The sequence below is a fragment of the Streptomyces sp. 142MFCol3.1 genome (assembly GCF_000424945.1).
Taxonomy (GTDB): domain Bacteria; phylum Actinomycetota; class Actinomycetes; order Streptomycetales; family Streptomycetaceae; genus Streptomyces; species Streptomyces siamensis.
In genome coordinates, this window is the sequence record NZ_AUKV01000046.1 from 22,623 (window position 1) to 38,061 (window position 15,439).

Genomic DNA, 15,439 nt, shown 5'->3' on the forward strand with positions numbered 1-15,439 from the left:
GTTCGCTTGCCTGCGGGGGACTCAGCGGGCGGCGTCCGCCGCCTTCACCAGCGCGTCCTTGGTGACGGCACCGGCGTACACCTTGCCGTCGTCCGTGATCAGCGCGTTGACCAGGCGGGTCGAGAAGACCGTACCCGAGCCGAACTTGCCGGAGACCTGGTCTCCGAGGGAGTTCAGGAACCCGTCGACGTCGCTGTTGCCGGAAGAGCCCGACGGCATGCCCTGGCCGCCCGTGTCGAACTCGGCGATCGAGTTCCAGCCCTTGCCGATGGTCTTCGGAGCGCCGAGTCCCTCACCGAGCCCCATGCCGAAGTCCTCGCCGGACTTCCGGGAGTGCTCCGGTGCCTTCGACTCGTCGGCCTCGGTGACCTTCGCGCCCTTCGGCGGGGTGAAGTCGAACGTCGACGCGGCCGGCTCGGAGAAGTCGACCTTGGTGAAGCCCGCGTCGACGACGGCCGCGCCACCACTCGCCGGCGTCAGCGTGAACTTCAGCGGCAGGCCCGTCTTCGCGTCCACCCCGATGCTGATCGCGCCGACCGTGGAGCCGGACTGCTTCGGCTTGATGACCAGCCGGTACGCGTCCCGGCCCGCGATCTGGGCGGTGCCGTCGACGGTCACGGACGTCGTGTCGTCGACCGCCTTCAGCGCTTCCTCGGCGAAGTCCTTGGGCGTGGCGGGGACGTCCTCGGGCGCCTTGCCCTTCTTCTCCTCGGACCGGGGTGCGGTCGCGTGGTACGCCTCGTTCGACTTGCTGTCGTACGCCCATACGTCGTCGCCGTTGTGGATGACGCTGTACTCGGCCGCGCTGTCCAGAAGGGAGATCCTGCCCTTGTCCGGGCCGTCGGCGGCGACGCGCAGCGTGTGCGTGCCGGAGGCCAGTTCGAGGAGCTTGGACTGAGGGTCGGCGGAGGAACCGCCGTCGCCCTCGGCGGCGCCGGAGGCGAAGCCGCTCGCCAGGCCGCCCAGGTCGGGCAGTCCGAGATCGGTGCTGATCTTGACCGTGCCGGACAGCTGCTGGACGTCGGACCGGGCGATCTTCTCGATGAGCTGCTGCGCGGTGACCTTCGGCAGGTCGGGGTCCCCGGAGTCGGCGAGTGCCGGGACCAGCCCGATGGTCGCCGCCGCCACCCCCACCACCGCGACCGGGACGACATACCTGGCGGCCTTGCGCCGCCCGGAGCGCACGTCCTCGGCCTCGCCGGCCTTCGTGCTGTCGTCGGATTCGTACGGTGCCATGTGTGCCTTACCTCCGTCGTCGGCGGCGGCCCTACCGTCGTGCCCTTCTCCACTCCTAAGCCGCCATTCTCACCCGAACCGGTGAGGAGTGGTGTTATCCATCTGACCAAATCGGCCGGAGGGAAGCGTCAGACCCCGGACTCAACTCCGCGTACTCCTGCGGTATGACGCGGGGAGGCGGTGTCTCCCCCGACCCGTAGGGGTCGGGGGAGACACCGCCCGGGCCGACGGGTCGCCGCACCCGGCGCCGGGCCGGGCACGGCGGCCCGCGGGGTCAGCGCTGCACGAACACGTAGTCCGCCTGGTACGGCACTCCCACCACGGTGCCCGGCGTGCAGGACCCGGCGGGGGCGACGCCGCCCACGGTGTTGAGGCGGAGGATCTCCTGCGTCCCGGCCAGCAGGCCGCGGTGCTTGCCGGAAGCGGTGGCCTTGAGGTCCAGCTCGGGGATGTTCTTGTCGCCGTTCGGGGTCTTGGAGATCAGTGCGCCGGTGACGGCGCTGCCGTCGGGCGCGACCCACTGCGGCGTGCCGGAGCCGGGCTTCACGAACGAGTGGGCGATGTGGCCCCGGAGCCGGGCCGAGACGTCGCGCTGGACGAAGGCCTGGCCGCCGTCCTCGGCGTTCTTGCACTCGTAGATCTGCCTGCCCCGGACGACCGAGGCCTGGAAGTTGTCCAGGGCGTTGTGGAAGTCGAAGGTGCCGGTGACCTTGTGCAGCTGGCCGCGGACGGCGCCGCCGGGGAACTCGGCGGTGTGCAGATTGGCGTAGAAGGAACCGGGGTCGGTCTTCAGCGCGTCGAGCAGGGCCGCGTCCTGGACCTCGACGGTGCCGACGACGCTGTGGTGCCTGATCTTGCCGAGCAGCTCGGTGAAGTCGACCTTGACGCCGCCGTTGGAGCCCTTGGCACCCTGGTGGATGTGGAGCAGGGTCGGCCTGCCGGTGCCGCGCCAGGTCACGGCGACGGACACCTTGTTGCCCTTGACCTCGATGAACTCCAGTGCCGCGCCATCCTTGTCGCCGACGGCGGGGCCGCCCTGGACGGGCACCTCGTTGGCGCCGCGCAGGCTGGTGGCGAGGATGGTCCCGCCGCCGCCTCCCACGACGCCGCTCTGCGTGACGATGGTCCGGTCGTCGTGCGCGGAGTGGCTCGTGCCGCGGTCTTCCCGGTGACTGCCGCTGTCGGCGACCGCCGGGATGACGGCGGCGGCGACACCGGCCGCGGCGGCGACCGCGACACCGGTCAGGATCAGACCCTTGCGGCGCGTACTGATCGTGGCGTTGGATCCCATGATTCTGTTTTCTCCCCGTACCTCAGCCGACGCCCCCTGCGTCAGCTTCTGGGCATGAGTACGGACACGATCCGACCCTGGACTCATTCCAGACAAGTGACGCACGTCACATTCCAGGGCCCCGAGCCCGAGACCAGGCCACGAGCCGAGCGTGGACCCAGGCAGAAGCGCGGACCTGGGCCAGAGTATGGGCCGTGCCAGGGGCCGGGGCGTGGACCGCGGCCAGGGCGGACGTGACCGAGGCCAGGACGGACCGCTGCCGGGGCCAGGGCGGACCGTGGCCGGGGCCAGGGCGGACCGTGGCCGGGGCCAGGACGGACCGTGGCCGGGGCCAGAGCGGACCGTGGCCGGGGCCAGAGCGTGGACCGGGGCCGGAGGACCAGGTCAGCCGGCCCGGTGCACCACCGCGTCCACCAGCTCCACGAGCGCCGCCTTGGCATCACACTCCCGCAACGGAGCCAGCGCCGCACGCGCCTCCTCCGCGTACCGCACGGTGTCCCGCCGCGCCTGCTCCAGGGCCGGGTGGGACCGCAGCCGGGCCAGCGCCTCGGCGTGCCGGGCGTCGTCGGTGAGGTCGGAGTCGAGCAGCTCGCACAGCGCGATGTCGTCCGCGAGCCCGAGCCGCTCCGCGCGTTCACGCAGCCGGAGCACCGGCAGCGTGGGGATGCCCTCGCGCAGGTCCGTGCCGGGCGTCTTGCCGGACTCGTGCGAGTCGGACGCGATGTCCAGCACGTCGTCCGCGAGCTGGAAGGCGACACCGAGACGCTCCCCGTACTGGGTGAGCACGTCGACGACCGTCTCGTCGGCACCCGACATCATCGCGCCGAACCGGCAGGCGACGGCGACCAGCGACCCGGTCTTGCCGCTCAGGACGTCGAGGTAGTGATCGACCGGGTCGCGCCCGTCGCGCGGCCCCGCGGTCTCCAGGATCTGCCCGGTGACCAGCCGTTCGAAGGCCTCGGCCTGGATGCGGACCGCCTCGGGCCCGAGGTCGGCCAGGATGTAGGAGGCGCGGGCGAAGAGGAAGTCGCCGGTCAGGACGGCGACCGAGTTGCCCCAGCGGGTGTTGGCGCTCGGCACCCCGCGCCGCACGTCCGCCTCGTCCATGACGTCGTCGTGGTACAGCGTGGCGAGGTGGGTGAGCTCGACGACCACCGCCGAGGGCACGACACCCGGCGCGTAGGGATCACCGAACTGCGCGGCGAGCGTCACGAGGAGCGGCCGGAACCGCTTCCCGCCGGCGCGCACGAGGTGCTGGGCGGCTTCCGTGATGAAGGGGACCTCGCTCTTGGTGGCTTCGAGCAAACCCTCCTCGACAGCCGCCAATCCGGCCTGGACATCGGCTTCGAGAGCCTGGTCCCGCACGCTCAGCCCGAACGGCCCGACGACGGTCACGAGAGGTTCTCCTGTCTGCTGACGATCACATGGCGAAACTCGGTCGATCATTCGGTCGATGACACGGTTTGTCGATGTGTCGCTGCCATCACTCAAGTCAGCGTATCCGGTCACGTTTCGATCACCACGAGCGCCCACCGTCCCCCGGCCGACTTGGCTCCGGTGGGAGGCACCTCCATGCCCGGGCGGTATCCGATCACCAACGGTATGTTCACGATCAGCCGATACCCGGCGACATGTGGCGATACGTTCTGATGTAACCGGAAGTAGGTGACCGTGTCCCGAACCTGCGCCGAGCCGAGCCCGGCGGCCGGCCCTCGTCGCCGACCGGTCGGCATCACCTGGCCGGACGCACGCACACGGCGGAACACATCCTTTCGGTGGACACCGCGCACGGCGCCGCCCACCGAGGTCACCTGCACGCACCCCGCGCGCCCCACGCACCGCAAGGGCCCGCCGGGCCGCCCCGACAGGCCACGCCCCACGACCGTGCCGAACCGCCCGAGTCCCACGGCTCCGCCGGGTCCGGGAGCGCGATGACCATACACATCCGTACCTCCTTCCCGTACGAGACCGCCCACGAGGACCTCTGGATCCCTCTCCCGGACGGCACCCGTCTGTACGCGCGCGTCTGGCGCCCGCTGACCGAGGAACGCGTACCCGCTCTCCTCGAATACCTTCCGCACCGCCTCACGGACCGGACCGCGCCCCGCGACTGGCAGCGCCACCCCTGGTACGCGGGCCACGGCTACGCCTCCGTCCGCGTGGACATCCGCGGACACGGCAATTCGGAGGGCATGCCGGCGGACGCGCACACGCAGGAGGAGCTGGACGACGGCGTGGAGGTGGTCAACTGGCTGGCCGCCCAGCCCTGGTGCACCGGCAACGTCGGCATGTTCGGCATCTCCTGGGGCGGTTTCGTTTCGCTCCGGATCGCGGCTCTCGCACCCGAGCCGCTCAAGGCGGTCGTCGCGGTCTGCTCGACGGACGACCGCTACGACAACGACGTCCACTACACAGGAGGTTCCGTACGGGCCGCCGGCCTGCACGCCCGGTCGGCCGCGACGCTCGCCTCCGCCGCCCTTCCCCCGGACCCGGCACACGTGGGCGAGGTGATGTGGCGGGACATGTGGGTGAAGCGGCTCCAGGCGGTGGAGCCACCGGTCCACACCTGGCTGGAGCACCAGACCCGGGACGCGTACTGGCGCCACGGGAGTGTCCGCGAGGACTACGGAGCGATCCGGGCGGCGGTCCTGGCGGTCGGCGGCTGGCACGACCCGTACCGCGACACGGTGCTGCGTCTGGTCGAGCACCTGCCACCCGATCGCGTACGCGGAGTGATCGGCCCGTGGTCGCACCAGTACCCCGACCGGGACCGGCCGCCCGGCCCTGCGATCGGCTTCCTCCAGGAGACCCTGCGCTGGTGGGACCACTGGCTGCGCCCCCCGGCGACGTCCGGCCCCGGCCCCGGCCCCGGCCCCGGCGGCATCATGGCGGAGCCGCTCCTGCGCTCGTACGTCATGGACGCGCGTCCTCCGGCGACGACGTACCCGGTGATCACCGGCCGCTGGGTGGGTGATCACGTCTGGCCGTCGCCCTCCGTGACCCGGGTCACGTACGCGCTCCAGGGCGACCCGGTGGCGGTGCGCTCACCGCAGCACACCGGGGTGGACGCGGGCCGCACCGTCCCGCGCGGCCACGACGCGGACCTGCCCCCGGACCAGCGGGAGGAGGACGCCCGGTCGGTCTGCTTCGAGTTCGAGGTCACGGAGGAGACCTGGGTCCTGGGCCGCCCGGCGGTCCGGCTGCGGCTGACCTCGCACTCCCCCCGGGGCCAGGTGATCGCCCGGCTGTGCGACGTGGCTCGCGACGGCGCCTCGACGCTCGTCACCCGGGGCGTGCTGAACCTGTCGGCGCGCCACGGCAGCGACCGCGCCACGGCGTGGGTGCCGGGCGCGACGGAGGACGTGCTCGTCGAGCTGGACGCCATCGGTCACGCGTTCCCGCCCGGGCATCACGTCCGGCTCGCCGTCTCCTCCGCGTACTGGCCGTGGGTCTGGCCACAGCCCGGCACGGAGGCCGGCTTCACCCTCGACCCGGCGGCCTCTGTCCTCGAACTCCCGGTAAGGGCAAGGGAGTCGGACCCGACGATCGCCTTCGAGGAGCCGGAGCAGTCCGCACCCCTCGGGGCGGTCTCCCCCGCGACGCTGGACGAGCCGCGTCCCGAACGGCTCCTCGTGCACGACGTCGCCAAGGGCGAGTGGCGCCTGGAGACCGACCTCCCTCACGAAGGCACCCGTATCCACCCGGACGGCCTCGAAGTGACCGAAGACGTCCGGGAGTCGTACGCGATCGACGAGTCCGGCCCCATGTCGGCGCGAGTCCGCTCGGACTGGTCGATCCGCTTCCACCGGCCAGACCTCGCCTGGGACGCCCGTGTGGCGACACGATCGGAACTCGCCTGCTCCGAGGGTGAGTTCATCGCCACCAACGAGGTCGTCTGCAGGGCCGGCGACGAGGTGGTCTTCCACCGGACGTGGGAGAAGCGGATCCCGCGCACGGCGGGCTAGGTCCGCCGCCGCCCCGGCCCTGCCCGGCGGGGCGGCCGGACGCGCGGCCACCGGGCCCAACGGAAACCCCTGCACCCTGTCCGAGTTGCCCGAGTTACCCGACTCGCAGCCTCCGGCCCATCACCCCTCCCCGATGTCCGAATTGCCCTACTCGCACCCATGGTCGCCGGGGCGTGATGTCCGAGTTGCCGCTCTTGCCGCTTTGGTTGGCTTTGGTCTCGTGAGTTGGGTCACGTACACCCTCGACCGGGAATTTACGCCGCCCTCACAGAATCCCTTTGCTAAAGGCAAGTTGAGGATCCAATTCCGGTTGAATCGGACGTATTGACACTACCTTAATCAGGCGAAAGCGATCTTCGTCCGAAATTCAGCCCTTGTTCCCGACATGTGCTCTCGCATACGTTCACCTCGATCCGGGCGGATCGCCGAATCCTGCCGCCGCCCGAACCCACCCACCCACGCACACACGGCAGGAGCGGGGGACCCAGGCAAGCCGTCGATCCGGACAAACCGGAACGACTAGGGGTTAAGCCGCATACAGAGCGCGGCCGGGCACCTCCCCGCCCGAACCCGACAGCTCACCTCGCAGGCGCCGGAGAGGAAACCGCCATGTCCGGACGAGTCATGAACCGCCGCTTCAGGACCAGCCCCTTCATCACCCGTGGCGTGCTCGCCGCCGGTGTGGGCGGAGTCGCCCTCGCGCTCCCCCTCCTGAGCGCCACCGGCGCCCAGGCCGCCACGCCGACGCAGACTGTCCAGGCCACCGTCCCCCAGGTGCAGCTCCTCACCTACACCGTGGTCGCCGGCGACACCCTCCAGACCGTCGCGAAGAAGAACCCGTCGTGCGGTGGCTGGCAGGCGCTGTACGACGCGAACAAGGCCGTCATCGGCCCCGACGCCGCCCACCTGCGCCCGGGACTGGTGCTGACGGTGGGCACGAAGAACCTCGCGACCGGCGTGGTGTCCCCGCTGACCAAGGCCGCACCGGCGGCAGCGGCCCCCGCCTCCGGCAAGACGTACGCCAACAACCTCGACGGCTGGATCAAGCACTCCCTGGACATCATGGCCAAGGAGCGCATACCCGGCACGTACAACGGCATCCACCGCAACGTGATGCGCGAGTCCTCCGGCAACCCCCGCGCCATCAACAACTGGGACTCCAACGCCGCCGCGGGCATCCCCTCGAAGGGTCTCCTCCAGGTGATCGACCCCACCTTCAAGGCGTACCACGTCCCCGGCACCTCGATGGACCCGTACGACCCGGTCGCGAACATCACGGCCGCCTGCAACTACGCCGCGGCGAAGTACGGCTCGATCGACAACGTCAACGGAGCGTACTGACCCGGCGACAGCGGCACATCGCCGATTGGGGGCGCGCGGCGGACCTCCGCCCGCGCCCCGAATCGAGATTTTTGTCCGTCTTCCCCCGCTTTTCCCTTGGGGGATGCCTGCGCCTCGGCGGGACGTCCGCACCGCGACCGGACGTCTACACCCCGAAGAGCCGTTCCAGCACGACCGCGATGCCGTCGTCCTCGTTCGACAAGGTCACCTCGTCGGCCACCGCCTTCAGTTCGGGATGCGCGTTGGCCATGGCGATCCCACGGGCCGCCCAGTCGAACATGGGGATGTCATTGGGCATGTCGCCGAAGGCGAGGGTCTCGGCGGGCGCGAGACCGAGGTGCGCCGCGGCGAGGGCGAGACCCGTCGCCTTGGTCACACCGCATGGCTGGAGTTCGACGGTGCCCGGCCCCGACATGGTGACCGTCGCGAGCGAACCGACCACCGACCGTGCCGCCCAGGCCAACTCGTCATCGGTCAGGGAAGGGTGACGGAGCAACACCTTGCTGATGGGTTCCGTCCACAGGTCGTCGCGCCGTCGCACCCGTACCGCCGGGAGCGTCGGGTGGGGCATCACGTAACCCGGCTCGATCAGGGTCAGCCCGTCCACGCCGTCCTGGTCCACCGCCGCGTACAGCAGGCCGACTTCCGCCTCGATCTTGCCGAGCGCCGTCTCCGCCAGTTCCCTGTCCAGGGTCACCGACCACAGCATCCGGTCCGCCCCGGCGTCGTACAGCTGCGCCCCCTGCCCGCACACCGCCAGTCCCTCGCCGCCGAGTTCGTCCAGCAGTGGACGCACCCTCGGTGCGGGACGGCCCGTCACCACGAGATGCCGGGCACCCGCCTCGGCCACCCTCGCCAGCGCGGCCCGCGACCGGTCGGAGAGGGTGTCGTCGCCGCGCAGCAGCGTTCCGTCCAGGTCAGTGGCGATGAGTGAATATGCAGTCGGAGCGGCCATGATCCGAAGAATACGGATCGCACGACTCAACGGCCCCCCGTGAACCGGACAACGTCCGGTATCCCGCCCGCAACGCCCTTCACCGTCCGGACGACAGGGGCGGTTCGCCGTACAACTCGTGCGCGCGGTACGCGAAGGTGGCCTCTTCCCCAGCCGTTCAAGGGCGAGGGGCGCCGCCTCGCCCGCGGCGCCCCTCGCCCCGACTCACCCGTGTGCGGCGGCCAGATGTCCGGCCAGCCGGGGCGAGGCGAACTCCGTCCCGCACACGAACCGCATCACCGGCCCGTACGAGGCCGCCGCCGGCAGCCCGGTGAAGTACAGGCCGCGGACGGAGGAGCGGTAGCCCGCGCCCAGCCTCGGAGTGCCCCGGCTGACCGCCAGTTCGGTGCGCAGCTCGTGCCCGAGGAAATCCATCGCTGCGATGTCGACGCGATAGCCGGTGGCCGCGACGACATGGTCGGCGAAGAGCTCCTCGGCCCGGCCCCCATGGGTCCGGACGGTCAGGACGGGGCGGCCCTCGCGCACCTGGGCGCGGACGATCCGCTGGACCTCACTCACCTCGACCTTGCCCTCGAAGCGGTCGCGCAGCCACCAGGCGCCGAGCGGGCCGAGCACCCGGCGCACCAAGTAGTGCCGGGCCCACTCGGGCAGGTAGCGATAGGGCTGCGGGTAGTAGCTCAGCGCCCACAGGGACCAGGCGCGGCCGAAGGGGGACTCCGGGCGCAGCCTCGGCTGGTTCCACGGGGGCGCGCCGAAGTCCACGGCGCCCCTGCCGCGGGACACCACCCGCACCCGCGCGCCCGCCTCGGCCGCGAGCGCCGCCGTCTCCAGGGCGGACTGGCCGGCGCCGACGACGATCAGCTCCTTGCCGGAGAACCGGCTCAGGTCGTGGTGCTGGGAGCTGTGCGAGACGGGGCCCGTGGGGGTGGGCCCGTCGGCCGCCACGCTCGCGAGCTCAAGAGGCAGATGGTCGAGTCCGGACAGGCCTGTGGCGACCACGACGGCCCGCGCGGTGAACAACTCCCCCGAGTCCAGCTTGAGTTCGAAGCCGTGCGGGCTCTCGGCGGCTCCGGAGCGGACGGAGCCGGCGGAGCCGGCGCGGCCGGCCATGCGGTCGACCGAGACGACCCGCACCCGCTCCAGCTCGGGCACCAGCTTCTGCTGGAACCACTCGCCGTACGCGATGAACGTCTCGACGGGGATGATGTCCTCGTCGGTGACGAGGCGCGGTATCCCGGCCGCGTCGCAGTAGTCGAGGAGCGTGTGCCCGCGCTGCGGGGCGTCGATGGTGGATGCGGCCGGGGTCGACTTGAGGAGCATTCCCTCGGGCATGTGGTCGCGCCAGCTCACCATGGGCTCGCCGAAGACACGCACCGGGACGCCGCGGGCCCGCAGATGGGCCGCTGTCGACAGGCCGAACGGCCCGGCACCGATGACTGCTACCGGATGAATCACGAAGTCCCCTCCCCAGGACGTCGGACGTCTGCCGTCACTTCGTGGTGGTGCTGCCGCGGCGGTTGGTGCGCCACAGCTGATACAGGTGCTTCGCGCCCGGCCGCACGAAGCGCGCGAGCATCGTGAAGAACGGCCGCAGGTCGTCCCCCGCGAGCCAGGCCAGCTCCGTACCGCTCGCGCGTGTCGGTGCGTGCGGTGTCGTGTAGCCGCTGCGCCGGTAGGCGAGCAGCGCCGGCAGGTCGATGTTCTCCACGATGTAGCGGTGGCCGGACCGCTGTTCCCCCTCCGGAACGGCGCGCCCGGTCAGATCCAGATGCATGGCGCGGACGACGTCGATCCCCGACTCGTTCTCGAAGAGACGGAACTGCGCGCCCATCCGCGGGTTGAAGTCGAGGAGCTTGTACTGCCCGTCGCGCCGGTCGAAGCGCAGGTCGAGGTCGATGATGCCGCTGAAGCCGATCTCCTTGATGAACCGGGCCGCGAGGTCGGCGAGTTCCGGATTGTCGACGACGTACGCGTTCGCCGTCATTCCCGCGTGCGGCGGCCAGGAGCGGACCTTGACGCCCGTGAACATCGCGAGCGGCGTCGAGTCCGCGTCGAAGTACGCGTGCACGATCCAGTCCTCCGCGTCCTCCCTGGGCAGGTACTCCTGGAGGATCACTCCCGGTTGCGGGCCCCAGTCCCGGGCGAGTGTCAGCAGACCCTCGCGCGTCGCGATCCGCGTCGTGCCGTTCACGGCGGGGCGGCTGCGGCGCACGAACGCCTCGCGATTCTTGGCCACGACGGGAAAGCGGGCACTCCCGGCGAACTCGACGACGTCCTCGTACGACTGCGGAAAGGCCGCCGCGGGACTGGGGATGCCGTGTTCGACGCACAGTTCGTGCAGCCCCTGCTTGCTGGCGAGCCGGCGGGGCAGCTTGGCGTCCACGCGCGGGAAGAGGAAGCGGTCACCCAACTCGTCCTGATGCTCGGCGATGAGGACGGCGGCCTCCTCGTCCGTCGGCACGAGGACCGCCGGCCGCCCGATCCGCCTGCCGATCCGCAGCAGCCCCTCGACGAGCCGCTCCGGTTCCTCCGTCCCCGTCGTCGGCCAGACGAACGCACGGCGCAGATAGCGCGAGCTCGCAGCCGGGGTGTAACGGTCCTCGGTGATCGCATACATCGGGATGCCCAGCCGGCCCAGACTCCGGATGGCACCCACCCCACCGTGGTGCAGCGGATAGTCGCCGAACTTCACGATGAGGCCCGGAACATGCTGGTCGGCGTGCACCGGCGCACTTCTGGAGCTCCTGGCCACGGGTCCCCCCACGCGTCCCCCTACGGACCGGACCCACCCCGTCCGTGTCCCCAAAGGACGCTAAGCCGGAATTGCCACGTCCGACAAGGAAAATTCGGACATTGCAAACTCTTTAGGCACTGCCACAGCGGGGTCACTCCCCCGTAACGTGTGCCGCGACCACACGGAACGTGTGGCACACCTGGATCAGACGACGCGTACGAATCCGAAAGCGAGGCACCTACCGATGCCCCCCTTCGATGTCCCCGAGGGCGATCCCTTCGGCCCGCACAACCTTCCGTACGGCGTGTTCTCCCCGAACGGCGACCCGGGCTGTTCCGCGGAGCGGCGCGTCGGCGTCCGGCTCGGCGACCACGTGCTCGACGCGGGTGCCGCCGCCCGCGCGCTCGGTTCCCCGTACGCCGAGCTCCTGGCGCAGCCCACGCTGAATCCGCTGCTCGCGGCCGGCCGCACCACCTGGTCCGACGTACGCCGGGCGCTCACGGCCTGGGTGACGGTCCCGGCCCACCGGGAGACCCTCGAACCGCACGTCCACCCGCTGTCCGAAGTCACGCTGCACCTTCCTTTCGAGGTGGCGGACTACGTCGACTTCTACGCCTCCGAGAACCACGCCCGGAACGTCGGTCAGATCTTCCGGCCCGACGCCGCCGACTCCCTCACCCCCAACTGGAAGCACCTGCCGATCGGTTACCACGGCCGCTCCGGCACGGTCGTGGTGTCCGGCACGGACGTCGTGCGCCCCTCCGGCCAGCGGAAGGCACCCTCCGACGCCGAACCCGTCTTCGGTCCCTCCGTCCGCCTCGACATCGAGGCGGAGGTCGGTTTCGTGGTCGGCGCCCCCTCCCCCATGGGCACGCCCGTCCCGCTCTCCTCATTCCGCGACCACGTCTTCGGCCTCTGCCTCCTCAACGACTGGTCGGCGCGCGACATCCAGGCGTGGGAGTACGTGCCTCTCGGCCCCTTCCTCGGCAAGTCCTTCGCCACGTCGGTGTCGGCGTGGATCACCCCGCTCGACGCCCTGGACAGCGCCCTCGTCGCACCGCCCGCCCGCACGCATCCCCTGCTCCCCTACCTCGACGACTCCGCCGAGGAGCCGGGCGGCTACGACCTGCGGATCTCCGTGGCGATCAACGGTCACGTCGTCTCCGAACCGCCCTTCTCCACCATGTACTGGACGGCCGCGCAGCAGCTCGCCCACATGACGGTGAACGGCGCCTCCCTGCGCACCGGCGACCTGTACGGCTCCGGCACCGTCAGCGGCCCCTCCGGCGGCGAGCGCGGTTCCCTCCTGGAACTCACCTGGAACGGCCGCGACCCGCTCGAACTCCCCGACGGCAAGCGCGCCTTCCTGGAGGACGGCGACGAGGTGACCCTGACGGCCTGGGCACCCGGTCCCGGCGGAACCAAGGTGGGGCTCGGAGAGGTCCGCGGCCGCATCACGAGCGCCGTCGGCGTCTCGGAGGCCTAGGAGGCACGCCCGGCCTCCGCGCAGGCCGGAGGCGCGTCCGGCGCCGCGGGGGCCCAGGGGGCACGCCCGCCCGTGACCACGGGCCCCGTGACGCCGGCCCCCGCAGTTGCCGTCCGCAGAGAGCCGGCCCCGTGACGCCGGCCCCCGCGACCCCGGGCCCCCGTAGGTGCCGGGCGACCCGCAAAGTGCCGCATCCCGGTGGCCTGGTCCCCGGGGACCAGGCGTCCTATATCCAGTCCTCCGGCTCCGGCTCCTCGCTCATCTCGGGCCAGTCCGGGTCTGGTGCCTGGTCAGCGGCCGGGGTCGGGGACCGGTCGATGGACGGGGCCGGAGTCTCGCCGGGCGCACCGCCCAGCGAGGCGAGCACCTCCAGCACTCCCTCGCCGTACGTCGCCAGCTTCTTCTCCCCGATGCCGCCGATGCCGCCCAGGCCGGCCACAGAGGTGGGCCACACCGTGGCGATCTCGCGGAGCGTGGCGTCATGGAAGATGACGTACGCCGGGACGCCCTGCTCGCGCGCCTGCTCGGCTCGCCAGGAGCGCAACGCCTCGAAGGCGGGGACGAGCTCCGCAGGCAGCTCCGCCGCGGCGGCCTTGACCTTGCGCTCGCCTTTGGCCCCGGACGACGAGCGGGGTGCGGCCTGCCGCTTCGGTTCCTTGCGCAGCGGCACCTCACGCTCGCGGCGCAGCACCTCACCGCTGGTCTCGGTGAGCACCAGCGTCCCGTACTCACCCTCGACGGCGAGCAGCCCCTGGGCGAGCAACTGCCGTACGGCGCCGCGCCATTCGGGCTCGGACAGGTCCTCGCCGATGCCGAACACGGACAGCTGGTCGTGGTCGAACTGGATCACCTTGGCGGTGCGGCGCCCCAGCAGGATGTCGATGATCTGTCCGGCGCCGAACTTCTGGCCCCGCTCGCGCTGCAATCGCACCACCGTGGACAGCAGCTTCTGCGCCGCGACCGTGCCGTCCCAGGTGTCGGGCGGAGTCAGACAGGTGTCGCAGTTGCCGCAGGCCGTGGTGTGCTGCTCCTGGCCGAAGTAGGCGAGGATCTGGGACCGGCGGCACTGGGCCGTCTCGCACAGCGCCAGCATGGCGTCGAGATGGGCGGCGGCCCGGCGGCGGAACGCCTCGTCGCCCTCCGAGCCCTGGATCAGCTTGCGCTGCTGGACCACGTCCTGAAGGCCGTACGCCATCCAGGCCGTGGACGGCTGTCCGTCTCGGCCGGCGCGGCCCGTCTCCTGGTAGTAGCCCTCGACAGACTTCGGCAGGTCGAGGTGTGCGACGAACCGGACGTCCGGCTTGTCGATGCCCATCCCGAAGGCGATGGTGGCGACCACCACGAGCCCCTCCTCGCGCAGGAAGCGCGACTGGTGGGCGGCGCGGGTGCCGGCGTCCAGACCTGCGTGGTACGGCACCGCCTCGATGCCGTTGCGGGAGAGGAACTCGGCGGTCTTCTCCACCGAATTGCGGGAGAGGCAGTACACGATGCCCGCGTCGCCCGCGTGCTCCTCGCGCAGGAACGACAGCAGCTGCTTCTTGGGGTCGGCCTTCCCGACGATCCGGTACTGGATGTTGGGGCGGTCGAAGCTCGCCTCGAAGTGACGGGCCTTCGGCATGCCCAGTCGCTGGGTGATCTCCTGGTGCGTGGCGCGCGTGGCGGTGGCCGTCAGGGCGATCCGTGGGACGTCGGGCCAGCGCTCACCGAGCACCGACAGCGCGAGGTAGTCGGGGCGGAAGTCGTGGCCCCACTGGGCCACGCAGTGCGCCTCGTCGACGGCGAACACGGAGATCTTCGCGCGGGACAGCAGGTCCAGTGTGGTGTCCAGGCGGAGCCGCTCGGGCGCCAGATAGAGCAAGTCCAGCTCGCCCGCCAGGAGCTCCGCCTCCACCATGCGGCGCTCGTCGAAGTCCTGCGTGGAGTTCATGAACCCGGCGCGCACGCCGAGCGCCCGCAGCGCGTCGACCTGGTCCTGCATCAGCGCGATGAGCGGGGAGACCACGACGCCGGTGCCCGGTCTGACCAGTGCGGGAATCTGATAGCACAGCGACTTGCCGCCGCCCGTCGGCATCAGGACGACCGCGTCACCGCCGGCCACCACGTGCTCGACGATCGCTTCCTGCTCACCACGGAAGGCGTCGTACCCGAAGACACGGTGGAGCGTGGCCAGCGCCTCGCTGTCGCCCTGTGTCATCGTCGTGTCCGCTCCGGTCATCGCACCCGTCCCGCCCGTCCCGCTCATCGCTGCTCGTCCCCCGTATGTCGTGCTTCGCCCACGACAGCCACCATAGGGCTCCGCGCCGACAGCCTCGGAGTTGTCCACAGGCTGCTACGGCGCCGCTGCCCTCCGTGCATCTGAGTCCACCGCCCCGCGCGCCCGGCTGGGCGCCCCCGGTCCGCCGACAACGCGTCGGGCCCCGCTCCCGGTGAG

The 15,439-nt window shown here is 71.1% G+C and carries 11 protein-coding genes and 1 riboswitch; of the genes, 3 read left to right on the forward strand and 8 right to left on the reverse strand.

Features of this window, described 5'->3' with window-relative positions; translation table 11 throughout:
- Positions 1–21: 21 nt before the first annotated feature.
- The 4 genes from H305_RS0139580 to H305_RS0139595 form a co-directional block, all read right to left on the reverse strand.
- Positions 22–1,236 carry a LolA family protein gene (locus H305_RS0139580; protein ID WP_028805340.1) on the reverse strand — a complete coding sequence of 405 codons (1,215 nt, stop codon included), beginning with the start codon at positions 1,234–1,236 and terminating at the stop codon, positions 22–24.
- A 274-nt stretch (positions 1,237–1,510) separates the two neighbouring features.
- Complete coding sequence (locus H305_RS0139585) at positions 1,511–2,527, reverse strand: CHRD domain-containing protein (protein ID WP_028805341.1); 1,017 nt, start codon at positions 2,525–2,527, stop codon at positions 1,511–1,513.
- Positions 2,528–2,911: 384 nt separating this feature from the next.
- Entirely contained in the window at positions 2,912–3,922 is a 1,011-nt protein-coding gene (locus H305_RS0139590) for a polyprenyl synthetase family protein (protein ID WP_028805342.1), read from the reverse strand.
- Between the two features lie 110 nt (positions 3,923–4,032).
- Entirely contained in the window at positions 4,033–4,338 is a 306-nt protein-coding gene (locus H305_RS0139595) for a hypothetical protein (protein ID WP_158690656.1), read from the reverse strand.
- A 126-nt stretch (positions 4,339–4,464) separates the two neighbouring features.
- Here H305_RS0139595 and H305_RS0139600 point away from each other — a divergent pair, with 126 nt between their 5' ends.
- Both H305_RS0139600 and H305_RS0139605 read left to right on the forward strand, forming a co-directional pair.
- A complete protein-coding gene (locus H305_RS0139600) occupies positions 4,465–6,492 on the forward strand; it encodes a CocE/NonD family hydrolase (RefSeq protein ID WP_028805344.1) in 2,028 nt (675 codons plus the stop codon).
- A gap of 413 nt (positions 6,493–6,905) precedes the next feature.
- A riboswitch (cyclic di-AMP (ydaO/yuaA leader) is annotated at positions 6,906–7,097 on the forward strand.
- Positions 7,098–7,101: 4 nt separating this feature from the next.
- Positions 7,102–7,833, forward strand: a complete 732-nt coding sequence (locus H305_RS0139605; RefSeq protein WP_028805345.1) for a transglycosylase SLT domain-containing protein — start codon at positions 7,102–7,104, stop codon at positions 7,831–7,833.
- 145 nt (positions 7,834–7,978) lie between these two features.
- Here H305_RS0139605 and H305_RS0139610 read toward each other — a convergent pair whose 3' ends face one another.
- From H305_RS0139610 to H305_RS0139620, 3 genes are all read right to left on the reverse strand, one after another.
- Positions 7,979–8,788 (reverse strand): Cof-type HAD-IIB family hydrolase, encoded by an 810-nt coding sequence (locus H305_RS0139610; RefSeq protein ID WP_028805346.1) that lies wholly within the window; start codon positions 8,786–8,788, stop codon positions 7,979–7,981.
- 204 nt (positions 8,789–8,992) lie between these two features.
- The gene (locus tag H305_RS0139615; protein WP_028805347.1) at positions 8,993–10,243 is read right to left on the reverse strand and encodes an FAD-dependent oxidoreductase; all 1,251 of its coding nucleotides are present in this window, start codon (positions 10,241–10,243) and stop codon (positions 8,993–8,995) included.
- A gap of 34 nt (positions 10,244–10,277) precedes the next feature.
- A complete protein-coding gene (locus H305_RS0139620; RefSeq protein WP_420708203.1) occupies positions 10,278–11,513 on the reverse strand; it encodes an ATP-grasp domain-containing protein in 1,236 nt (411 codons plus the stop codon).
- Between the two features lie 253 nt (positions 11,514–11,766).
- Between H305_RS0139620 and fahA the strand changes: the two genes are divergently transcribed.
- Positions 11,767–13,008, forward strand: a complete 1,242-nt coding sequence (gene fahA, locus H305_RS0139625; protein WP_028805349.1) for a fumarylacetoacetase — start codon at positions 11,767–11,769, stop codon at positions 13,006–13,008.
- A gap of 226 nt (positions 13,009–13,234) precedes the next feature.
- On the opposite strand, the gene recQ is transcribed toward fahA, so the two are convergent.
- Positions 13,235–15,250 (reverse strand): DNA helicase RecQ, encoded by a 2,016-nt coding sequence (recQ, locus tag H305_RS0139630; protein WP_028805350.1) that lies wholly within the window; start codon positions 15,248–15,250, stop codon positions 13,235–13,237.
- Positions 15,251–15,439: the final 189 nt, after the last annotated feature.